At 71.5% G+C, this 21,725-nt stretch carries 16 protein-coding genes and 1 pseudogene; 7 read left to right on the top strand and 10 right to left on the bottom strand.

Going from position 1 to position 21,725, the window contains the following annotated elements; genetic code table 11:
* The first annotated feature begins 21 nt into the window (after positions 1-21).
* The 6 genes from ACFV3R_RS22200 to ACFV3R_RS22175 are packed head-to-tail and all read left to right on the top strand — an operon-like array spanning position 22 to position 6,972.
* Entirely contained in the window at positions 22-1,314 is a 1,293-nt protein-coding gene (locus tag ACFV3R_RS22200) for an extracellular solute-binding protein (RefSeq protein ID WP_385585677.1), read from the top strand.
* The gene (locus ACFV3R_RS22195) at positions 1,311-2,255 is read left to right on the top strand and encodes a carbohydrate ABC transporter permease (protein WP_385585674.1); all 945 of its coding nucleotides are present in this window, start codon (positions 1,311-1,313) and stop codon (positions 2,253-2,255) included. The genes ACFV3R_RS22200 and ACFV3R_RS22195 overlap by 4 nt, the downstream gene beginning before the upstream one ends.
* A 1-nt stretch (position 2,256) precedes the next feature.
* The gene (locus ACFV3R_RS22190; RefSeq protein WP_385585671.1) at positions 2,257-3,111 is read left to right on the top strand and encodes a carbohydrate ABC transporter permease; all 855 of its coding nucleotides are present in this window, start codon (positions 2,257-2,259) and stop codon (positions 3,109-3,111) included.
* A 5-nt stretch (positions 3,112-3,116) separates the two neighbouring features.
* Complete coding sequence (locus ACFV3R_RS22185) at positions 3,117-4,184, top strand: glycosidase (RefSeq protein ID WP_385585668.1); 1,068 nt, start codon at positions 3,117-3,119, stop codon at positions 4,182-4,184.
* On the top strand, positions 4,181-5,401 hold the full coding sequence (locus tag ACFV3R_RS22180; protein WP_385585666.1) for a Gfo/Idh/MocA family protein: 1,221 nt from the start codon (positions 4,181-4,183) through the stop codon (positions 5,399-5,401). The genes ACFV3R_RS22185 and ACFV3R_RS22180 overlap by 4 nt, the downstream gene beginning before the upstream one ends.
* Positions 5,398-6,972 carry an alpha-amylase family glycosyl hydrolase gene (locus tag ACFV3R_RS22175; protein ID WP_385585663.1) on the top strand — a complete coding sequence of 525 codons (1,575 nt, stop codon included), beginning with the start codon at positions 5,398-5,400 and terminating at the stop codon, positions 6,970-6,972. The genes ACFV3R_RS22180 and ACFV3R_RS22175 overlap by 4 nt, the downstream gene beginning before the upstream one ends.
* A gap of 113 nt (positions 6,973-7,085) precedes the next feature.
* Here ACFV3R_RS22175 and ACFV3R_RS22170 read toward each other — a convergent pair whose 3' ends face one another.
* Entirely contained in the window at positions 7,086-7,382 is a 297-nt protein-coding gene (locus tag ACFV3R_RS22170) for a Smr/MutS family protein (protein ID WP_385585660.1), read from the bottom strand.
* Between the two features lie 97 nt (positions 7,383-7,479).
* On the bottom strand, positions 7,480-8,631 hold the full coding sequence (locus ACFV3R_RS22165) for a Dyp-type peroxidase (protein WP_385585658.1): 1,152 nt from the start codon (positions 8,629-8,631) through the stop codon (positions 7,480-7,482).
* A gap of 214 nt (positions 8,632-8,845) precedes the next feature.
* Between ACFV3R_RS22165 and ACFV3R_RS22160 the strand changes: the two genes are divergently transcribed.
* Complete coding sequence (locus tag ACFV3R_RS22160; RefSeq protein WP_385585720.1) at positions 8,846-10,060, top strand: right-handed parallel beta-helix repeat-containing protein; 1,215 nt, start codon at positions 8,846-8,848, stop codon at positions 10,058-10,060.
* A gap of 21 nt (positions 10,061-10,081) precedes the next feature.
* Here the strand turns inward: ACFV3R_RS22160 and ACFV3R_RS22155 are convergent, their stop codons facing one another.
* The 8 genes and pseudogenes from ACFV3R_RS22155 to ACFV3R_RS22120 form a co-directional block, all read right to left on the bottom strand.
* Positions 10,082-10,753, bottom strand: coding sequence for a hypothetical protein (locus ACFV3R_RS22155; protein WP_385585717.1), 672 nt, complete (start codon positions 10,751-10,753; stop codon positions 10,082-10,084).
* A gap of 294 nt (positions 10,754-11,047) precedes the next feature.
* On the bottom strand, positions 11,048-13,447 hold the full coding sequence (locus tag ACFV3R_RS22150) for an SdrD B-like domain-containing protein (protein ID WP_385585714.1): 2,400 nt from the start codon (positions 13,445-13,447) through the stop codon (positions 11,048-11,050).
* 546 nt (positions 13,448-13,993) lie between these two features.
* On the bottom strand, positions 13,994-14,578 hold the full coding sequence (locus tag ACFV3R_RS22145) for a hypothetical protein (RefSeq protein WP_385585655.1): 585 nt from the start codon (positions 14,576-14,578) through the stop codon (positions 13,994-13,996).
* 8 nt (positions 14,579-14,586) lie between these two features.
* The gene (locus tag ACFV3R_RS22140) at positions 14,587-16,017 is read right to left on the bottom strand and encodes a putative T7SS-secreted protein (protein WP_385585650.1); all 1,431 of its coding nucleotides are present in this window, start codon (positions 16,015-16,017) and stop codon (positions 14,587-14,589) included.
* Positions 16,018-16,040: 23 nt separating this feature from the next.
* The gene (locus ACFV3R_RS22135) at positions 16,041-16,814 is read right to left on the bottom strand and encodes a hypothetical protein (RefSeq protein ID WP_385585648.1); all 774 of its coding nucleotides are present in this window, start codon (positions 16,812-16,814) and stop codon (positions 16,041-16,043) included.
* Complete coding sequence (locus ACFV3R_RS22130) at positions 16,811-17,119, bottom strand: hypothetical protein (RefSeq protein ID WP_385585645.1); 309 nt, start codon at positions 17,117-17,119, stop codon at positions 16,811-16,813. The genes ACFV3R_RS22135 and ACFV3R_RS22130 overlap by 4 nt, the downstream gene beginning before the upstream one ends.
* A 336-nt stretch (positions 17,120-17,455) precedes the next feature.
* Positions 17,456-18,236, bottom strand: a pseudogene (locus ACFV3R_RS22125) (IS5 family transposase); the annotation flags it as partial.
* Between the two features lie 286 nt (positions 18,237-18,522).
* A complete protein-coding gene (locus ACFV3R_RS22120) occupies positions 18,523-21,708 on the bottom strand; it encodes a glycoside hydrolase family 38 C-terminal domain-containing protein (RefSeq protein ID WP_385585642.1) in 3,186 nt (1,061 codons plus the stop codon).
* Positions 21,709-21,725 lie beyond the last annotated feature (17 nt).

Raw genomic sequence — 21,725 nt, 5'->3', positions numbered from 1 at the left:
TGAACAGTTCGGAGATCAATCATGCTGAGGAGAACGGCGTACGCACTGCTCGTGCTCGCCCTCGCGGGCACGGTGAGCGCCTGCGGCCGGCCGGCTCCGGATCCGGCCGCCGCCGCCACGTCGCGCGGGCCGATCACGGTCTGGCTTTCCAACAACGCGCAGGAGGTGCAGTGGGGCAGGGCGATGGTCGCCGCGTGGAACCGGCGCCACCCCGACCAGCACGTCACCGCGCAGCAGATCCCGGCCGGCAAGACGTCCGAGGAGGCCATCAGCGCCTCGATCATCGCGGGAACGACGGCCTGCCTGGTCTTCAACACCTCACCCGCCGCGGTGCCGACCTTCCAGAAGCAGAACGGCCTGGTGTCCCTGAGCGACTTCCCCGACGGGGAGAAGTACATCACCGGGCGCGGCGGCGGCCTCACCGACCAGTACCGCTCGCCGGACGGCAGGTTCTACCAACTGCCGTGGAAGAGCGACCCCGTCATGATCCTCTACAACAAGAAGCTGTTCGCCAGGGCCGGCCTCGACCCGGACCACCCGAAGCTGGCCACCTACCGCGAGTTCCTCGACACCTCCCGCCGGCTCGTCCGCAGCGGCGCCGCCAAGGCGGCGATCTGGCCGACGCCCAGCAGTGACTTCTTCCAGCCCTGGTACGACTTCTACCCGGCGTTCGCCGCGCAGAGCGGAGGCCGGCAGCTCATCGAGAACGGCCGGCCCACGTTCGACTCGTCCGCCGGCCGGCAGGTCACGGCGTTCTGGCGCAAGCTCTACGCCGAGAAGCTGGCGCCGCAGGAGGCCTACCCCGGCGACGCGCTCAACGACGGGAAGGCCGCCATGGCCACGGTCGGTCCGTGGGCCGTCGCCGCGTACAAGAACAGCGTCGACATCGGTGTCGCGCCCGTGCCGACCGCCGACGGCCGCGGGAAGGAGTACTCCTTCAGCGACGAGAAGTCCGCGGCGATGTTCAGCTCCTGCCGGAACCGGGCCACGGCCTGGGACGTGCTGAAGTTCGCCACCTCCGCCGGGCAGGACGGGAAGTTCCTGAAGGCGACCGGCCAGATGCCGATGCGCGAGGACCTGACCGGGACGTACGCCGCCTATTTCGCGGCACACCCGACGTACCGGGCCTTCGCCGAACAGGCCAGGCGTGTCGTGGAGGTACCCAATGTCGCGGGCTCGGTCGACATCTGGCAGGCCTTCCGCGACGAGTGGACGAAGTCGGTCGTCTTCGGCCGGCAGTCCACCCGCTCGGGGCTGCGCCACGCCGCCTCGGAGATCACCGACCTGCTGAAGGAGTACGGGGACCCGTCATGAGCGTCAATCCTCGGTCGGCGCCCGCCACCGCACGTGAAGGCGCATCCGCCCGGCGCGGAACCGGTCGCGGGAGGCGGGGCGCCTCCCGCGTCGGCGCCCTGTTCGTGTCGCCGTACGTACTGTTCCTGCTGGTCGTCTTCGCCGTCCCCCTGGTCTACACGGTCTGGATCTCCTTCCACCGGTTCTACTTCACCGCCCCCGGAACCGACATCGACTCCCCCTGGGTGGGCCTGTCGAACTACCGGGACGTCTTCACCGACCCCGTGGTCGGCCGGGCGTTCCTGAACATCCTGGTCTTCCTCGTGATCAACGTGCCGCTCACGGTGGGCGTCTCCCTGGTCCTGGCCACGGCGCTCAACGCCCGCATACCGGGCCGCGCCTTCTTCCGCGCCGCGTTCTACCTCCCCTACGTGACCGCGAGCGTCGCCCTGGTCGCCGTCTGGCAGTTCCTCTTCGGCTCCGACGGCTTCGTCAACCACCTGCTCGGGTCGCACGCCCCCGACCCGTCGTGGCTGGTGAACTCGCACCTGGCAATGCCGATGATCGCCGTCTTCGTCACCTGGAAGCAGCTCGGCTTCTTCGTGATGCTGTACCTCGCCGCGCTCCAGAACGTCGGCAGGGAGCTGTACGAGGCGTCGGCGATGGACGGCGCGGGCCGCGTGCGGCAGTTCCTCTCGGTGACCGTGCCCGGCGTCCGTCCCGCGACGACGCTCGTCGTGATCTACGCGGTCATCACCGGCGCCAACCTCTTCAGCGAGCCCTACCTGCTGACCGGCGGCGGCGGACCCGACCACGCCTCCACCTCGCCGACGCTGCTGATGTACCAGAAGGGCATCGAGCAGGGGCACCCCGACTTCGCAGCAGCGCTGGGCGTCGTCCTCGTCGCCTTCGTCATGGTCGTCTCGCTCCTCGCCCGCAAGCTCACCGAGAAGGGCGACTGACATGACCGCCACCCCCTCCGCACCGGCCCGGCGCCGCGGCGGGAAGGCCGTTCGCCACCTCCTGCTCTCCCTCGGCGCGCTCGTCTTCCTCTTCCCCTTCTACTACATGCTCGTGGGCTCGCTGCGCACCACGACGGCCGGCGACCTGTCGGCGGCTGTCCCCACCGGCCTGACCGGCGCCAACTACACCGCCGTCAACGGCGCGATCTCACTGGGCCGCTCGCTGCTCAACTCGGGCGTGATGACGATCGGCGTCCTGGTCTGCACCCTCGTCTTCGGAGTGCTCGCCGGCTACGCGCTGGCCCAACTCCGCTTCCGCGGCAGGGGAGCGGTCTTCGCCGCACTGCTCCTGGTGCAGATGGTCCCCTTCCAGCTCCTCACCCTGCCGCTGTACGTCCTCGTCGTGCGCGACTACGGCCTCGGCGACAACTACCTCGGGATGATGCTGCCGTTCGCGGTCAACTCGACGGCCGTCTTCCTCTTCCGCCAGTTCTTCCGCCAGATGCCGCCCTCCCTCTTCGAGGCGGCCCGCATCGACGGCGCGAGCGAACTGCGCATCCTGTGGAAGATCGCCCTGCCGATGGCCCGGCCCGCCGTCCTGACCGCCCTGCTCCTGACGTTCATCGGACCGTGGAACGAGTTCCTGTGGCCGTTCCTGGTCACCAAGGACGCCGACATGCAGCCGCTGGCCGTCTCCCTCGCGAGCTTCCTCTCCAACCTCCAGGGCACGGTCGCCAACCCGGCCGGCGCCCTGCTGGCCGGCGCCTGTGTGCTGGCCGTCCCCGCGGTGGTCCTGTTCCTCCTGTTCCAGCGCCACTTCACCACCACCGACATCGACTCCGGAGTAAAGGGCTGATCCCCATGAGCACCACCGCCATCCCCTACCGCCTCGTCCGCAAGGGCGTGGTCATGTCTGCGCTGCCCGGTGAGGAGAACGAGGCCGAGGGCGTCCTCAACCCCGCCTCCGGCCGCACCCCGGACGGACGGCTGCACCTGCTGCCCCGCCTGGTGGCCGAGGGCAACGTCTCCCGTGTCGGCCTCGCCGAGGTCACCTTCGACGAGGCGGGCGTCCCCGCGGGCGTCGAGCGCCGTGGCGTCGTCCTCTCCCCCGACGAGGGCTGGGAACGCGGCAAGAACAACGCCGGTGTCGAGGACCCCCGCATCACCTGGGTCCCCTCGCTCGGCAGGCACGTCATGAGCTACGTCGCCTACGGCCCGCTCGGCCCCAAACCGGCGCTCGCCGTCTCTCAGAACCTCACCGACTGGACCCGTCTGGGACCGGTCCAGTTCGCCTACCAGCCGGACCTCGACACCGACCTCAACCTCTTCCCCAACAAGGACGTCGTCCACTTCCCCGAGCCGGTCCCGGGCCCGGACGGCGAGCCGGCTTACGCGATGCTGCACCGTCCCATGTGGGACCTGGGCTGGTTCCGGCCCGGCGAGGGCGTGCACCTGCCCGCCGGCGTCACCGACGAGCGGCCCGGCATCTGGATCAGCTACGTGCCCGTCGCCGAGGCCGAGGCCGATCTCCGCGCCCTGACCCGCCCGCGCGACCACCGCCTGCTGGCCCTCTCGGAGTTCCCCTGGGAGTCGCTGAAGATCGGCGGCGGCCCGGCCCCGATCCGCGTCCCCGAGGGCTGGCTGCTGATCCACCACGGCGTGTCCGGCTCCATCGAGGACCCGTGGGCGCAGAACCAGAACGTCTCCTACGCGGCGGGAGCCATGATCCTCGACCCCGCCGACCCCTCCAGGGTGCTGGCCCGCTCCCACGAGCCGCTGATGGCGCCGGAGACCGAGGAGGAACTCTCGGGCACCGTGCCGAACGTCGTCTTCCCCACGGCCGTCGAGGAGGTCGACGGCAAGCTGTACGTCTTCTACGGCATGGCGGACGCCCACATCGGTGTCGCCCTCCTGGAGCGCACCGCATGAGCGGCGCACCACCGCCGTTGGGCATCGGGCTCCTCGGCTGCGGCTCCTTCGCCGAGTTCGTCCTGGACGCCGCCGCGGGCCTGCCCGGGCTCCGCCTCACCGCCGTCGCCGACCCCTCGCGCGAGCGCGCCGGGCGACTCGGCGCACGGCACGGCGTCCCGGCGCTGGCCTGTCTCGATGACCTGCTGGAACGGGACGACGTGTCCGCGGTCCTGATCGCCACGCCACCCGCCACCCACGCCGCGACGGCCCGCACCGCGCTGCGGGCGGGTCGCCACGTCTTCGTCGAGAAGCCCCTCGCCACCACGGCCGAGGACGCCGCGGGGGTCGCCGAGGAGGCCCGCCGGGGCGGACGCGTCCTGGTCGTGGACCACGTGCTGCGCTACAACCCGCTGCTGCGGGCGGTGCAGCGGCTGACCGGGCGGGGGCTGCTCGCGCCCGCCCGCCGCTTCCTCTTCGAGAACGACGCCGCCGACGAGGACCTCGACCCCGGCCACTGGTTCTGGGACCCGGCCCGCAGCGGCGGCATCTTCGTCGAGCACGGCGTCCACTTCTTCGACGCCGCCCGCGCCCTGCTCGGCTCCGACCCGCTCAGCGTGCGGGCCACCGCCCTCAGCCGGCCCGGCGGCCCGGTCGACACGGTCAGCGCCGACGTCGTCCACCCCGGCGGCGTCCTCGCCTCCCACCTGCACTCATTCACCCACGCCCACCGCGCCGAGCGGCAACTGATGCGTCTGGACCACGGGTTCGCGGAGACGAGGATCAGCGGCTGGATACCCGTCCGTGCGCAGATCTCCGCGTGGACCGACGAGGCGGACGCGCTGCGCTGGGAGCAGCTCCCCCAGGAGGCGTCCGGACTGCTGTCCGTCGACGGCTTCCGCCCGCACGGCGAGGAGCGGATCACCGTCCACGTCGCACGGAACGCCGGCCCCGCCGCCCCGGCCCGCGGGCGCAGTGAGGAACGCACGGTGCCCCACCACGTCCGCGCCGTCCTCGACCTGGGGGGCGAGGCCCGCAAACCGTATGTGTACCGGCAGAGCGTGCGCGCCGCCCTGGCCGACCTCGTCCGCGCCGTGGACGAGGGCACCCGCCCCGTCGCGGACGAGGTCGGCGGTGTGCACGCCGTCGCCGTCGCCGAGGCCGCCACGATCGCCGCCCGCACCGGCACCGAACAGGCCGTGCCGGCCGGCCCCGACCTGACGGGAGCGCCCGCATGAGCTGGTGGCAGGACATGGTCTGCTACGAGGTCCACCCCCGCGCCTTCGCCGACTCCGACGGCGACGGAATCGGCGACCTGCCCGGCCTGACCTTGCGCCTGGAGCACATCCGGGACCTGGGGGCGGACGCCGTGTGGTGCACGCCGTTCTACCCCTCCCCCCTGGCCGACGGCGGCTACGACATCGCCGACCACACAGCCGTGGCCGCGGACCTGGGCACCACCGCCGACGTGGACCGGCTCACGGCCCGCCTCCACGAGCTGGGCCTGAAGCTGATCGTGGACCTCGTCCCCAACCACACCTCCGACCAGCACCCCTGGTTCCGGGAGGCGCTGGCGGCGGCGCCCGGCTCGGCCGCGAGGGAGCGGTACCTCTTCCGCCCCGGGCGGGGGGCCGCCGGTGAACTCCCGCCCAACAACTGGCAGTCGGCGTTCGGCGGCCCGGCCTGGACACGGGTCGCCGACGGCGAGTGGTACTGCCACCTGCACGCGTCCGAACAGCCCGATCTCAACTGGCGCAACCCCGAGGTCCGGGAGTCCTTCGCCGGCGTGCTGCGGTACTGGCTGGACCGGGGGGTGGACGGTTTCCGCGTGGACGTGGCCCACGCCCTGTTCAAGGCGGAGGGGCTGCCCGACGCCGGACCCGGCCAGCACCGCGACCCCCTGCGCAACCACCTGATGCCGTACTACGACCAGGAGGAGCTCCACCCGCTGTACCGCGCGTGGCGGACCCTGCTCGACACACATCCCGCCCCGCCCGGCGCCGTCCCCCCGCACGAGCGGGTGATGGTGGCCGAGTCCGCCGTCTTCGACCCGGCCCGCCTCAGCCGCTACGTCCGTCCCGACGAGATGCACCAGGCCTTCAACTTCGCTTTTCTGGAGACCCCCTGGGACGCGACTCAGCTGCGGCGCGTCGTCGACGGCTCCTTCGCCGTCCCGGGCGCCGCCGTCACCTGGCTGCTCTCCAGCCACGACGCCGTCCGCCCCGTCACCCGCCTCGGCTCCCTGGCCCGCGCCCGCGCCGCCGCCCTGCTGATGCTGGCGCTGCCGGGGTCGGCCTACCTCTACCAGGGCGAGGAACTGGGCCTGCCTCAGGCCGAGATACCCGTCGAGCGCATCCGCGACCCGCTGTGGGAGCGCTCGGGCCACAGCGAACGCGGACGCGACGGCGCACGCGTGCCCCTGCCCTGGTCCGGCGACCGCGCTCCCTACGGATTCACCACGGCGCCCCCCGAGGACACCTGGCTGCCGCAGCCCGCCGACTGGGCCGGCCTCACCGCTACCGCGCAGCAGCAGGACCCCGCCTCCACGCTCGCCCTGTACCGGGCGGCCCTGCGGTTGCGCCGCAGGCATCCGGCGCCCGACCCCACCGCCCCGCCCACCTGGCTGTCCGATCCCGGCTCCCCGGTCCTCGCCTTCCGCCGCGGGGAGTTGACCTGTGTGGTCAACCTCGGTCCCGAGGCGGTGCCTCTCGCCCCACTGCCCCGGTCCGGTCCTCCCTTGCTGAGCAGCGGCCCGCTCGACGGCGACGCCCTGCCTCCCGACACGGCGGTGTGGCTCCTGTCGCCGTAGGGCCCGGTGGTGGCCGGCGGTCGGCCCCCACCGGGCGGGAGGTCCGGGACGATCGCGGAGGGGCGGCGGCGCGCGCGGGGGCGGCGGCGGTGGTGGGTGACCAGGGCCGGGCCCTACTTCCGGGGCGGGGTCATGTGCACCAGGACGCGGCCGCTGTTGCCCGGGTCGGCCTCGACGGAGTGGTAGAGCTTCCTGATGTGCTTCTGGGCGAGGAACGCCAGCACGCGCTGCTTGAGTTTCCCCTCGCCCTTGCCCGGGATGAACTGGATCGTCTCCTCGCCCGCATGGGCTGCCTTGAACATGGTCTGCCTCAGCGTCAGTTCGATGTCGCGGTTGTTCCGGAAGATCGGGTGCAGGTCTACGGTCATCATGGCGGGCGCCTCCCAGTCGGGCTTTGTCCTGGTGATCATCCTCCACCACGGGCGGGCGCGGCGGACGTCCGCCCGCCTGCACCCGCCGGCCGCCCGGCCCCCTCGCCTCCCGCCCCTCGCCACCCCTTGCCCGGGTTCAGGCGAACAACCGCGCTCCGAGCGGCAGTTGCTCGTCGAACCCGGGGAGGACGAGGAAGGTCGCGCCGGCGGTGGTGGTGGTGTACCGCAGCAGCGCGTCGGAACCCTCCATGTGCGCGAGGGTGCGGGTGAAGGTGCGCAGGTCGTTCTGGAAGCTGATGAAGAGCAGGCCGGGGGCGGGCTGGTCGATGCTGTAGGAGCGGCGCAGCATGAGGCCGACACCGACCGCGCGGGGGTTGGCCCGGCGGACATGGGAGTCGGCCGGGACGAGGTAGCGCCCGTCGGGTGTCTTGGCGCCGAGGTCCGGGTCCGAGGCCGCGGTGCCGCCGGACAGGGGCGCGGCGGTGGCCCGGCGGCGGCCGAGGGCGGCCTCCTGGTCGGCGACGGAGAGCGCGGCGAACCGCGGCAGGTCGATTTCCATGCGCCGCACCACGGCGATCGTGCCGCCCGCGACGGGGGCCGGTCCGGACAGCCACAGGTGGCGCCGGCGTTCGGCCGTCGTGTGCGGGCCCACGATGCCGTCGACGAAACCGAGCAGGTTCCGGGGCGCGGAGACCCCGTGGCCCACGGTGGTGACCGGGCCGCGCTGCCCGGACTGCCGCCAGCGTTCGCGTACCCGGTCACCCGCCTGCGCCAGGAGCGCGGAGGCGACGACGGGGAGCAGCAGGGCGTCGCCGGCGCAGATCTGCAGCAGCAGGTCCCCGCCGCGTGCCTGGCGAGCCATCTCCTCGCGGGAGTACCCGGGGAGGTCGGCCGCGCCGGGCAGGGCCGCACCGGCCGTGCGCACCAGCCGTGGTCCCACCCCGATCGTGACGGTGAGATCGCCCGGCGGCAGTCCCAGCAGCCGCGGGTCGGCGCCCGCGGTGAGCGTGCGGACGAGGTTGCCGAGGTCGGCGAGCAGCGGGCCGGGGGCCGCCGCCTCGTCGAGGTCGGCCACCACCGCCAGGAGGTTGGACTGGGCCGGTTGCGGGAGGGTGATGCCTGCCTGGTGGCGGCCGGTGGGCGTGACCCCCGTGCCGGGCGGGGCAGAAGGGGGCCGGCCCGGCCGAGCAGCGGGCGTCTCGCACCCGGCGGCGAGGCCGGTGGCCGCCACGGCCCCGGTGGCCCGGACGAACGCGCGGCGTGACGGGCGGGAGTCGGCTCGGCTCACAGCGCGAAGAATGCCATATCCCGCCCCATGACGGCGAGTTGTCGCCCTTCGTGCCGGCTTGGCTTCGTGCCAGGATGTGGTCATGCCTGGTCTCCGTCTTGCCCTGGTGGTCGCGTTGCTGTCCACGCTGACCTGCGTCCTGGCCGGCTGCGGGTCGGGCGACGACGGGGCAGGTGGCGGCCGGCGGCCCTCCGGTGCACACGTGACGATCCGCGTGCCGGCCGACGCCCCGACGATCTCCGCCGGGGTGTCGCTCGCCCACCGCGGTGACCTGGTGCTGGTCGCCCGGGGCGTGTACCACGAGTCGGTGAGGCTCGCCACGCCCGGTGTCACTCTGCGTGGCGAGTCCCGGGACAAGGTCGTCATCGACGGGCGGTTGCGGCAGCCGAACGGTGTCGTGGTCACCGCGCCGGGGGTTGCCGTGGAGAACCTGACCGTGCGGGAGAACACGCAGAACGGGGTGCTGGTCACCGGTTCGGCGAAGGCGGTCGCCGGTCTGCCGGGGCATTCCGGCGGCTACGACACGGGCGCGGAGCCGGTCACCTTCCTGAAGTCGTTCCTCGTCTCCCACGTGAGCGCGACCCGCAACGGCCTGTACGGCATCTACGCGTTCTCCGCACAGAACGGTGTCATCGAGGACTCGTACGCCTCGGGGGGAGCCGATTCGGGCATCTACGTCGGCCAGTGCAGGCCCTGTCACGTCGTGGTGCGGGACAACATCGCCGAGCTCAACGCGGTCGGTTACGAAGGCACCAACGCCGGCGGGGACATGTACGTGGTCGGCAACCGACTGACCGGCAACCGGGTCGGGCTGACCACCGACTCCGACCACCAGGAGAAGCTGCTCCCGCAGCGACAGGCCGTCGTGGCGGGCAACCTGATCGCGGCCAACCAGCAGAAGGCGACCCCCGAGCAGGCCGACGGCGGGTGGGGCATCGGCATCGGCGTCGACGGCGGCAGCGACAACCGGTTCCTCCGCAACCGCATCACCGGCAACAGCAACGCCGGCCTGGTGATCACCGCGAGCGCCGACCTGGCTCCGGACGGCAACCAGGTCGTGGACAACTCCTTCGCCGGCAACGGGGTGGACGTGGGCTGGACCTTCCCCACCGCCACCCGCGGACGGGGCAACTGCCTGCGCGGCAACGTCGGTGTGCGCACCACGGTGCCGGACCGGCTCACGAGTACCGCGTCCTGCCCGGTTCCCAAGAAGTCGCCGTCACCGGCGGGCAGCTGGGCGATGCCGACCGCGCCCGGCGGTATCCCGTTCACCGAGGTCGCAGAGGTCCCGCCGCAGCCGGAGTTCCCCCACGCCACCACGGCGGGCGCCACCGCCGTCCCGGCTGTTCCTGACCTACCGGACACGGCGGACATCCCGCTGCCGCCGGCCTCCCTGCTCGCGGCGGGCGCGCGGGTGCGGACGCCCTGAGCGTGCGCGCCGGCTACCGCGTCAGGGTGGCTTGGGGAGCGCTCCGACCGGGTGGTACTTCCGGGTGCCGAAGTCGACCACCACCTCCTGCGAGGCGGAACCCACGCTGACGCTGATTCGGTACATGGTGCCGTCCGCGCCGATCCAGTAGCGCACGTTGCCCGCCGTCGCGGAGCGGTCGCGGGAGGACGGGCCGGTCATGACGTCCACCCGGTGCCCGTCCACCCGGTCCCGTCCCCACCAGGCGGCGCCGTTCTGCGGCAGCAGTTGGGCGTTGTCCGGCCGGTCGCTGCCGAGGCTGAGCACGATGGCCAGCGAGCTGTCCAGCGAGCTGCCGGACGACTGGAGCGGGCGGGCGTACCAGCCCGACCGGGGCGGTGAGGCGGGCGCGTGCGCCGGGGCACCGGTCATCGGGAGGACGGACACCGAGGTGGTCGTCCACGCGATCAGCCCGTCGCTGGAGGTGTCGCGCCCGGTGCCGTGCACCACGCCGTAGCCGCGCTTGTCGCGGTAGTCGACGGAGGCGGTGACGACCAGTTCTCCGGCGGTGCCCGGCACCGTGATCGTCACCGCGCGGCCGTGCGCCTGGTAGTTGCGGAACCGTGTGATGGCCAGGCGGTCCGCTTCGTCCGAGGTCGGCGTGCGCGGACCGCCGGGGTCGGAGCCGCTGCCGGCGATGAGAAGCGCGGCCACCGCGACGGCCACCGCCGTGCCGAGGGCGGCGACCACCCGGCGGGGGCGCAGCCACCGGCGCCGGCCGGCCGCGCGGTTCTTCGGGTCCTGCCGGTTTCGCACACCGTTCGACCGTGACACTTTTCCGGTTCTCCCTCTCCCTCACCACGCTGATCGGTCACCGCGCGGTCGCGGTGGCGCTCGGTGGTACCGGGGCGGACGACGACGCCGGGGCCGGCCCCCGTGGCCGGCCCCGGTCGTGGTCCGCCCGCCGCCCGGACAGCCGGCGGGCAGGCCACTGGTGGTGCGGGGCGCTCAGTGTGCCCGTGCGCGACGCCTGCGGCCCGTCACCACGACGACCAGGCCACCACCCACGAGCAGGCCGACGAGGCCGAGCATCTCCGGCAGTCTGGCGACACCGGTGGCCGCCAGCGCGCCTCCGCTCCCCCCGGCCGGGGCCGGTCCGCCCGGCGCGGGCGACGGGGGCGTGGCGGCCGGTGGTGAGGTCGGGGCGGGGGTCGGCGTGGGTGTCGGTGTGGGTGTCGGGGATGCCTTCGGGACGTAGACCCCGGCATCGATGGTGTGGTCGACGCCGCCGGCCCTGGCCGGGGCCGTGACCGGCGCGTACCCGTTGCACAGCCGCCCGCTGGTCGGCGGGGTCACGTCGGAGTCGTGCACCCGGTCGGTACCGGCCCGCGGAAGCGTGAAGCGCAGTTCGTCGGCTGTGGGCCGGCTCGGCACCTGGCCGGTGTCCGCGGTGCACACGTCGAACTGCACCGTGTACTTCGCTCCCGGCGTGAGCTGGTACTCGGCGCCGACACCGCCGAAGTAGTACTCGCCTGCGGCATCGGTCCGGGTCGTGGCAACCTGCTTGCCGTCCGCGTCCAGCAGGTTGACCGTCGCTCCCGGCAGCAGCACCTCCGCCGGGTCCTGGGCCCCGTTGTGGTCACCGTCGAACCAGACGAGGTTGCCGATCTGGACCGGTGCGTTCGCCGCCGCGTAGGCGATGTCGCCGAGTCCGCCGGCCTTGCCGAACCCGCCTTGCTGCGCGCTGACGAACTGGAACCCGTTGCCGGTCGGGTCGTTGCCCGGGCCCTGGCCGGTGGTGACGTCGTGGTACCCGGTCCCCGAGGTCGCGACGTTGACGACCGGGTCGAACTCCGTGCTGACGACCCACTGCTGCTGCGGGATGTAGGCCACCGAGCCCAGCGCGGTCTCCTGGTGCGCGTTGGCGAAGGAGTCGCCGGGGAAGTACTCGACGACACCGGCGGCCTGGCCGCCGCTGTCGGCGGGGGTGGCGTGGTTGGGGCAACTCCCGGTGCCCTCCCACTGGTACTCACCGGTGGGGGTGGCGCAGACCATGGTGATGTCACCACCGGACATGCCGTTCTCGGCCGCGTCGTTGCCCGGGCGGGGGTCGAGTCCGCCCCAGCTGAGCACGTCCATGAAGCGGTCGCGGAAGCCCAGGACCATCGATCCGTCGCGGGTGAAGGCGAGGGAGGCCAGCTCCGGCTGCGGATCGATGAAAACGGAGCCCGACTTCCGGTCGTCCCAGGTGGCCAGGCCGGTGTTCCACGGGTTCCAGTGGGTGGCCTTGTCACCCGAGCCGTAGACGCTGCCGCGTTCGTAGGTGAGCGGGTGGCTGAGCACCGTGGTGAACCGTTTGCCGTCGTAGGCGGAGACGAAGACCTTGAGGTCACCGCGCTGTTGGGTGCTCTCCGCGCTGCACACGCCGCCGACGTACAGCGTGTCGTTGTGGACCTGGAGACCGGACGGCCGCCAGTCCCCGGGGCTCGCGCACCCCGGGTCCGGGATCGGGACCGTCGACTCCGGCGCCGCAGCGGTGGCACCGGTCGCGTCGAAGCTCACCAGTGCGCGGGTGCGCAGGTTCACCGCGTACAGGGTGGACCCGTCCTCCGACAGGGCCAGGCCGCCGATGCTCTCCTTGCCCGGTGCGTCGGTGAATCCGGCGTCCTTGTTCAGGTCGGCGGTGGCGTGCGGTGTCACCGTGGCGCCCGGCACCTGTGCGAACAGCTGCGGCGTGCCCTGGCCGCCGACCGGGACGGTGTAGATCGCGCCGCCGCCCCCTGGCCCGTACGGGGCGTACCGGCGGGCGAACGCGCTCTGGAACAGCCTGCTCCGCGAGGTGTCGTACGCCAGCCCGAAGGTCGTCCCCACCTGGTCCTTGGTGGCCAGCGTGGCCGGGCACGCCACGTCGGTGGGACAGGTGCCCCGGTCCTTCGTACCGAACGCCACCAGGGCCCGGTCGTCGTTCCCGCCGGCGCCGCTCTGGACGGGGACGAAGTACCGCGTGTCCGGCAGCGTGTAGTCGGCCGGGTCCCACACGCCCGTCACCACCGTGGCGTCCTTGCCTCCGGACACGTCCACGAACGAGGTGAAGCTGTCGAAGTGGTTCTCGGCCGTCGAGGCCGGCGCTGCCCGGAGGTAGTCCCGGTACGGCGCCGGGACGGTGACGTCGACGCGGTACCGGCCGCCGCTCAGCACGGCCGACTGCGAGACCACCGCCTTCCCGGTGGCGTCCGTGACGCCGGTGACCGTGTGCCCCGTCGGGTCGGATATCTCCACCTGCATGCCGCGCTGCGGCACGTCCATCGTCGCGTTGATCACGCCGGTGCCGAAGAAGTCACGCAGCACCTCGACCGTCAGCGTCCCGTCGGCGGACGCGGCGCCTGCCGGTCCGGCCGACGCCGCCACGGCGCCGCCGGCCAGCAGGAGAACAGCCAACCCGATGCGCGCCAGTGGCTCCACGAGCCCCGTCTCCGAACGGCGCGGGTCTCTGCCGACCCGGTTCATCGCATCACACTCCATGTTTCTCTCGTCATGGAACGAAGCATCCGTTTCTCGTTTCACGCCTGCCCCGCACGTCTCGGTCGGGGAACCTCACGGAAAAGCAGAAAAGCGGTCCACCGCTGTTGCTGTGGACCGCTGAGAGGCGTCTGGGGATTGCGGAGTCGCGCCACCGGCACCGCAGGCCGGAAAAAGCGAACGCGTGTTCCCTAATTCTCGGGTGGGAGAGTTTCGCACGCGGCTTCTCTGCAGCTCAATCACGGTGCACTCGCCCCCACCGCCGACCTCACCGACCGCGATCGCGAGCAGCGCGCGCCGTACGATACTCGCCGGAGTTTCCGCCTCACCAGACGGATATCCGACATTCTCCGAAAGCCGGGAGGGCGCCCGGTGCGGGGCGGGGAATGGGGACCGGAAGAATGTGCGCCGGTGAGGTGGTGGCCGGATCGTTCCTTATGGGCAACGCAGCTGTAGTTGCTGCGGCAGGTTCTTCTCCACCCCGTCCGCCGGGACCCATCCGAACTCGGCGCGGGCTATCTCCAGGGCGCGTCCCGCGCCGATGACCCGGTAGTGGGAGTCCTCGATGGTGAGGTGGTACAGGCCACCGCCGCATGAGAGGTCGAGGCCACCGTCCGCCGTCCTCACCACGGGGCGGTCGCCGCCGTCCCTGGCGAAGCGGTAGGTACTGCCGGAGCGCGGAGGTGTTATGCGCCCCGTCCCCGGCTGGGCCAGGCAGGGCGGCAGGTGGTCAGTGAGGAGCCGGCGCAGTTCCTCCTCCTGCTGCCGCGGATCGGTGGCCCGGTCCAGGCGCAGCCGCTCCCGATCGATCCACATGCGCCGACGCCAACGGGGCCGTCCGAAGGATCCGCTCGAGCCAGTGCCCTGTACGTCCACCTCGAGCACCGTGAGGAGGATGATCGGAAGGCGCACGAGCAACCAGAGCGGCGGTCCCCACAGCCACTGGACGATGTAGCGCGACCAGATGCGCACGAGGGATTTCGGCTTCCTGGGCGCCCAGGCACGGCCGGAGTCAGTCATCGTGGCGATCATCCGAACGCTCCGTGGATCATTCCCTTGACCTGGTCGTACTTCCCGTGCACCTCGTCTGAGAGCGCGTTCTCCGCGGCCCCGGCGAACTTGTGCACCCGCCAGGCGGTCTCGGCGCCGCGTGAGACCCAGGAGGTGGGGTCGATGAAGGTCTTGCCGTTCTCACCGAGCTTCACGGCGTCGGCCAGCGAAGGGATCTTGCTCAGTGGCGTCTTGTCGATGATTTTGGGGAAGACGTGCTGGTCCAGCCACTTGACTGGGCTGGTCAGCGGCCTTTCGTAGCGGGTGGCGTCGTTGAAGACGCGGTCGGCGGCCATGGCGAAACGGTCCTTGAAGGTGTCGGCCGTGGCTCGGTAGACGGACTTGCCCTCACCGAACACTCCGAGCAGCTTTTTGGACTCCAGGAACACTTCGGCGTTCCGCGCCTTCGCCGCGATGTCGCCGATGCGTTCCGTCGCCTTGAAGGAGTCCGCGGCGATCTCCACCCCTTTGAAGGCTCCCACGGCCGCTTTTCCGCCCTTGATGAGGTCCCCGAACGGCACGAATCCTGCGAGGTCGAGCCCGATGTCCGTCCATGACCCCTTCTTCGCACCCGCGGCCCAGCCCACCGCGTGGGCCGCCAGGGCACCGGTGTTCAGAGCCCGGCCGAGGCCCTCGAAGACGAGCGCCCCGATGCCCGTCTCGGAGAAGACGATGGCCAGCACATCGCAGGCGGCCGCCGCCATGCCCAACCAGTCGCCGATCTTGTAGATGTCGTCTGCGTGGTCCTTTATCCAGCTCCAGACGTCATCGGCGAGCTCCTTGATCTTGTCGCCGAGTCCCTCGAGCGCGTCCATGAAACGGTCGAACAGCCCCGGCTCGTCCGGAGCCCGCTCGGCGGCTCGACGGATCGCCTCGATGATCTCGCGGGCAGCCCGGCCGTGCTCGTCCAGGAGGTCCTGGGCCTTCTTGATGATGTGGTTCAGGCTCTCCCTCGCGGAGTCGAGCCGCCGGGTCGCCCCGTCCAGACGCTTCTGCGCCGCCTCCAGAGCCTCCTCGGTGCCGAAGGTCAGGCCCGCCAAGCTCAAATCGGGATCGGCCTCGGCCTCCTTCAGCTGTCGCCGCGCTTCCTGGGCCTCTGACTCGTACCGGCCCGCCAGCGACTGGAACTCCGTCAGCTTGTTGTGCCAGCCGTTCATCGCATGCGCGGCGTCGATGAGTGAACCGTGGCCGTCGGCCAGGTACTTCGGCAGCTCGCCGACCTTCCGGGCGAAGCCTGAGGCGGCGTCTCCCTCCCAGATGCCGTTCTGGCGCCCCACCTTGCTCAGCGTTCCGCGTGCCTCGTCGAGCTGGTTGCCCACCCGGCTCAGTACGGTGGCGACGCGCTGGACCGACTCGGGTATGCCCGGTGCCGGGTCGAACCCGAGGGCGTCATAGGTCCTGGTGCTCATGCGGTCACGTCCTCCTGACGCGGTCATCCGAAGGGGTTGGCGGGGGCTTTCGGAGTCGTGGCGGAGGCCATGACCAGGGCGTCCTCTCGGCTCTGGTCGCGGTCCCGCGCACCGTCGCCGGCGAAGGTGATGGTGTCGGCGATGTCGGCCAGCACGGCCTGGTACAGATACAGGTCCTGGACATCGGTCGTGCTGATGCAGAAGAGCAACAGCCGGTCTTCGTCCGGGAAAGGCATCCACAGCTCGATCCGCACGGCGAACGTCTCCACCTCCCCCTCGGGCCGCTCCCACACCGAACGGCTCCCCGCCACGTGCACCACGGCGGGCCCTGCCGGCAGCCCGACGGGTACTGCCTCCCCGCCGTCCCTCCCCCGGGCCAACATCTCGGCGATCCCCGCGGCGGACAGGGCGGGGTCGGGGTTGGCGAGTTCGCGGACGCTGACCAGCAGCGAGCAGCGGCTGATCCGCTCGGGCGGCTGCGCTCCGTCCGCAGTGCCCCCAATCGGGAAGACCCCGAACGCACTGTGGACTGCGCCGTCCTCCGCCAACTGCCGCGAGTTGACGCCGTAGAGGGCCGCGGTCAGCGCGCGCAGTGGCTCCAAGTCCTCGCGCTCGCCCCAGTAAGCCCGGGCGAACGCGCCCATCTGAGCGTCGAGCGTCTCCTCGTCGACGTCGATGCCGAGCGGGATTTCGTGGAACTCCGGAGGGAGCTGGAATCGGAACGCGGGGACGGCAGACGGTTCTGGGTCGGAGACGGCCGGAGCTCCGGCGTCCGCCGGGTGCGGTGTCGACGTCACTTACCGACCTCCTGCCCGCCGGACTGGAACATCTGCGAGGTCTGGTCCTCGAGCTGCTGGTAGACCTTGCGGGTCTGCGACAGCCCTTCGGCCACCCCACCGGTGGCGTCAGCGATCAGCTTGATCCCGTAGCCCCACTTGTCCTGGAAGTCGTCACATGCCTGCTCCAAGTCGGCGTAGCCCGCCCCCTTGGGACCGATGTCCTTCAACTCCCGCATTGCGTCCCGCATCCCGTCCGCGGCCTCGCCCAGCTGAGTGACAAGGCGGCCGAGCGCGTCGAGCTCGACCCTGTAAAAGCCGGCCATGGTGCTTCTGCTCCCCCAAGTACGTTTCCTTCTCAGGGCACAAGAATCCCATACGCGAACACTCGCCCCCATGCCGGTGACCTGGGCTCCGCCCTCGCCGCCGGTTGTGCAAGGCTGAGGACACGTGTGACCGACTGGTCTGGCATCGCTAGCTCATGCACAACTCGCCGCAAGAGACACAGCGGACCACGGGTAGGGGCACGCCCGCAGTGCAGGGGTCGCCGGCGTGGCATGGCCCCGGTAATCCCCTCCTGGTAGTCCTCTGGGATGTTGAGATAGTCGGCCCAGGCCTTCGGTACGTGCATAAGAGTGCGTAACACGATCAGACCGCACGATCTTCTTGAGTCGTCTCCAGCAGATGAGGCCGCAGGCGAGGGATACGAAGGCGTCGTGGAGTTCGGTGCGGCGTTCCCAGCGGACGGTGAGGCGTTTGAAGTGGTGGAGGAGCGCGATGGTCTGCTCCACCACGTAGCGGAGCTTTCCCAGGCCCTTGATGTTCGGGCAGCTCTTGCGTGAGATGACGGGCAGGATCCGGCGCTTGCGCAGTTCGTCGCGGTTGGGGCGGAGTCGTAGCCCTTGTCGCTGAGCAGGGCGTCGGGTCTGCGACGAGGCCGACCAGGGCGACCCGCGACAGGCGGGATCCCGTCGACCAGGGCGAGGGTCTGGGTGACGTCGTTCACGTTGGCCGCGGTCGTGGTGACCTTGAGTGGGGTGTCGCGTCCGTCGCATATCAGGTGGTGTTTGCTGCCCGTCTTCCGCCGGTCGACCGGCGACGGGCCGGTGTCGGCGCCCCTTTTTTCGCGCGGATGTGAGAACCATCCACGCACGCACGTGACCAGTCGGGCTTGCCGGCCGCGTTCAGCTCGGCAAGCAGGACCCGGTGCAACTGGTCGAACACCCCTGCCTTCTGCCATCGGTCCAGGCGACGCCAGCAGGTCTGACCTGAGCCGAACCCCAGCTCCAAGGGCAGCAGTTGCCAGGCTATGTCGTTGTAGAGGACGAACAGGATGCCCTGGAGACAGAGCCGGTCCGACACCGGCCGCGGCCCCGGAGACCGCTCCGGCCGCGGCGGCAGCAACGGCTCAATCAGCGCCCACAACTCATCGTCCACGTCCACGGTCGAGTACCCACACCCTCACGAACGGCCGAATCATCACACCGGTCACGGCCAACCAGCAGACTTCAACAAGATCGTGTTACGAGCTCTCCGTCGACGGCGTCGCTTCCGGGAGGACTGCCGGCCGGAAGCGCCGGACAAACGACCCCGCACTCCTCGCATTCGTCGCCCTCGTCGCACCCGCCTCGGCTCTGCGGGCCGGTCAGGCTTCAGGGACCGGAGGGCAGAAGCGGGGGCCGACCCGCAGGCCGGCCCCCGGGTGGGACTGATGGTGCTGCCTGTCGGTTCAGGCGTCGTGCACGCTCGGCTTCACCCCTGTGCTGCCTCCGGTCGCGGCGGAGTGCAGCTGGAGGAGAACGGCTGCCGTTCCGAGTGCCGGTACCTCCACCGGGACGGTCCCGTCCGGCTCCGGCGCGACCTCGCGCGGGTTCCGGCCCAGGTAGGTGGTGCGCGATGCGCGGGCGACGGTGAAGGGGGTGCTGAGGCGGCAGGTGACGGGGACCCCGGCCACCGACTGCAGACGCACCAGGAGGGCACCACTGCCGGGAACGGTAACCCCCACCAGGCGTATCCGGGGGTCGTCCACGGACAGGAACTGCGTCTGCGCCGGGCTGCCGGCTCCGGTCCTGGCGCGGGGACGCACCGGTACCAGCGGGTGGCTGGTGACGGCGGCGACCCGTACGCCGAGTTCGTCGGCGTACGATGCGTCCCTCTCCGCGGTCGCGGCGAAACAGACGCTGTAGCGGAAGACGTGGTCGAACGCCTGCTGGGCGGGGAAGTTGGTGTCCCAGATGTTGTTGTGCACCCAGGAGAAAACGGTGGCCGGCTCCTCCCGGGACAGCGACCCGGGGTAGGGGACGTAGGGGATCGCGATTTGGCCGATCTGGACGAGCGGGGCGTCGGCCGTTGCCAGCGCGGCGTGGTGGGTGCCGTCGCTCAGGCTGATCCAGCGCCGGACCGCGCGCATGTGCGCTGCCGAACCCGGCACCCTCTCGCGGTCGGTTCCCAGGACACCGCCCGTGGCCTCCGTGTGCACGGTGGGGTCCTCAAGGGCGAAGGGGAAGCAGAAGAAGGCGCTCTCCTTGGTGAGCGTCGCGGTCTTGTCTAGACGGTTCTCTATGTCGATGCGCGCCGCGTGGTGCGGAAGGTGCACCCTCACCCGGAGCCGGCGGGCGCCGGGCGGGGAGCATGCGTAGAGGAGGGTCTGCCCGGTGGCGTCCGTGGTGCGGTCGAGGAGAGCCGCGGGCGGGGCGGTGCTGCGGGAGGCGAGCAGGTGCATCGAGCCGTCGGCCACCGTCTTGCTGGACTGGTGGTTGAACGCGCCGGCCGTGGCGTACTCGTCGTAGACGTATCCGTTGAAGCCCACGACCGCGTCCTGGCGCACCATCTCGCGACCGGTGGCCTTGTCGACGACGGAGGCGATGCACGCCTCGCGCAGGTCGACCGTGACGCGCAGGTGGTCGTTCTCCAGGACGGTGGCCCCGGCGGACGGGTCCGCCGCCTCGGCGCCCGGCGCCGGAGCCCCGCCGCCGGTCACGACGTCCAGGCGCACGGCTCCGCAGGCCGGAATGTCCGTGACGGGCACGTGCAGGAAGCGGCCGGCCGCGCGGTGGCGCTCGTTGCTCTGGGCCTCCTCCGCGAAGGGCAGGGGGGTTCCGGTGCGCGCGTCAAGGACCTGGACCGGGTCGCTGAGCGCAACGGTGCTCTCCGGCAGGAAGAGCCGCGTGGTCTCGGTCCGCGGCCAACTGCAGGTGTTCACGGCGTAGAAGGACGCCGCGGCGTCCGCGCAGGGGGCGAAGGCTTCGCCGAGCAGGGCGGCGGCGGAGTCCAGGAGCGTCTCGGCCGCGTCGTGGGCCCGCATGGCCTGGGAGTACTTCCAGTGCCACTGCTTCTCGCCGGACCCGTGACCGTGGTCTCCGTGCGTCCAGGGGTCGCCGGCTCCCCAGGTGTGTTCGTTGAAGAGCGAGGCGGACCGGTAGACCTCCGGTGCGCTCGCGGTGACGGCCGTGCTGCCGGGTACGCCCATCAGGTGGGCGTACCCGGCCACGGTCTGCGCCTCGGCGAGGGCCGCCTGCCCACGCCGGGTGGCGGCCAGCGGGGCGGCACCGGCACCGACGCCGTCGACCCACCAGTCGCTCCAGTCGCCCCTATAGGTCTCCAGGCGGTCTGAGACACGCTGTTCGGCGTCCTCGAAGAAGTCCTGGTTGCGGGAGGCGCGCAGCTGCGGGTACGCCCACTGCTCGTTCCACCGGCGCACCGTGTCGGAGATGATGCGGCGCGGCGGTCCGTTGTCGGCGAACTTGCCCAGCACCCGCAGGTGCAGCACGTCCCACGGGTAGGGGTCGGCCGTGTCGGGCAGGTCGAGCGCGGGGAAGCCGGGGATGCCGCGCCCCTGGTGCGGGTAGGGGAAGGCGGCCAGGGCGCTGAGGTAGGCGGGCAGCAGGTCGTCGACGTGGTCGTAGGACTCGTCGAAGCCGAGGACGGAGCCCTCCATGTAGGCCAGGCCGTGCGGGGTGTCCGTGCGCCAGACCAGGACGCTGTTGCCGCTCGGTGCCTGCCAGCGGAACAGGCGGGGAAGGTGCTCCCCGCCGACCAGGTGGGGTGCGGCGCGGCCCGCCCAGTTGTGCGCCACGGACAGGTAGCGGATGCCGTTGGCCGCGAGGGCGTCGGGCAGGCCCACCACCTGGCCGGGTACGTCCGTCTGCATGGCCGTGGTGATGTCGATGCCGTGCCGGTCACGCAACTCGGCCACCGGACGCAGCAGTTCGTGGAGTTCGTCGGTGGAGCAGGTCTCGGTGTGGAGGTTGAAGGGCATGGCCGTGAGTTCGAGGCGGCCCTCGCGCACCCGGTCCAGGAAGCTCTCCACCTGGCGCCGGGGCCGGTTGGCCTGCCAGTCCTGGAAGGAGTGGAACCCTTCGACGGCCCAGCGGAACCGGGCGGGGTCCGGCCAGTCGTCGGTGTCCCGGCACAGTTCGAGGAGCGAGTCGAGGTAGGCGCGGCTCTCGGCCATCACCCGGCCCTGCGGATCGGTGTAGCCGATGTCCAGGTGGGAGTGGAGCACCAGGTGCAACGTCCAGTGGCGCTGCGGGCGTGCCTCGAAGGCGAGCCGGGTGCCCTCTTCGATGTCCGGGAGCTCGATCAGCAGGGCGGTGGGGGCGTCGACCTCCGGGACCAGGAGGCGCGCGTCGCCCTCCGGTCCCGGCAGGAGCTCACAGTGGACGGGGGTACCCCCGCTGGTGGTGACGCGGGCCCTGGTGACGCGCCGTGGCAGGGGCGCGCCGTCGGGACGCCGCACGCGCAGCCGGATGGACTGCAGCAGTCCGCCCGCCCCGTCGTGGCGCAGCAGGGGTTCTCCGGACAGTTGCACCTGCAGGCCGCCCAGGCCGGCGGTGGTGGCGACGCGCTCCTTGAGGATGTCGCGGGCGATGTCGGCGTCCCACCAGGACGGCCTGGTCAGCGGTGGCTTGGGCATGGTGCGTGAGGTCCTTT

It is taken from the genome of Streptomyces sp. NPDC059740 (assembly GCF_042733155.1).
Lineage (GTDB): Bacteria > Actinomycetota > Actinomycetes > Streptomycetales > Streptomycetaceae > Streptomyces.
Note: the sequence above shows the minus strand (reverse complement) of the source record. Positions and strands in the feature narration are given on the sequence as shown.

Bases quoted from the DNA above. Each gene is read 5' to 3' on its own strand.
- ACFV3R_RS22200 (WP_385585677.1), top strand. From the start codon at position 22: ATGCTGAGGAGAACGGCGTACGCACTGCTCGTGCTCGCCCTCGCGGGC.
- ACFV3R_RS22195 (WP_385585674.1), top strand. From the start codon at position 1,311: ATGAGCGTCAATCCTCGGTCGGCGCCCGCCACCGCACGTGAAGGCGCA.
- ACFV3R_RS22190 (WP_385585671.1), top strand. From the start codon at position 2,257: ATGACCGCCACCCCCTCCGCACCGGCCCGGCGCCGCGGCGGGAAGGCC.
- ACFV3R_RS22185 (WP_385585668.1), top strand. From the start codon at position 3,117: ATGAGCACCACCGCCATCCCCTACCGCCTCGTCCGCAAGGGCGTGGTC.
- ACFV3R_RS22180 (WP_385585666.1), top strand. From the start codon at position 4,181: ATGAGCGGCGCACCACCGCCGTTGGGCATCGGGCTCCTCGGCTGCGGC.
- ACFV3R_RS22175 (WP_385585663.1), top strand. From the start codon at position 5,398: ATGAGCTGGTGGCAGGACATGGTCTGCTACGAGGTCCACCCCCGCGCC.
- ACFV3R_RS22170 (WP_385585660.1), bottom strand. From the start codon at position 7,382: ATGATCACCAGGACAAAGCCCGACTGGGAGGCGCCCGCCATGATGACC.
- ACFV3R_RS22145 (WP_385585655.1), bottom strand. From the start codon at position 14,578: ATGACTGACTCCGGCCGTGCCTGGGCGCCCAGGAAGCCGAAATCCCTC.
- ACFV3R_RS22140 (WP_385585650.1), bottom strand. From the start codon at position 16,017: ATGAGCACCAGGACCTATGACGCCCTCGGGTTCGACCCGGCACCGGGC.
- ACFV3R_RS22130 (WP_385585645.1), bottom strand. From the start codon at position 17,119: ATGGCCGGCTTTTACAGGGTCGAGCTCGACGCGCTCGGCCGCCTTGTC.
- ACFV3R_RS22120 (WP_385585642.1), bottom strand. From the start codon at position 21,708: ATGCCCAAGCCACCGCTGACCAGGCCGTCCTGGTGGGACGCCGACATC.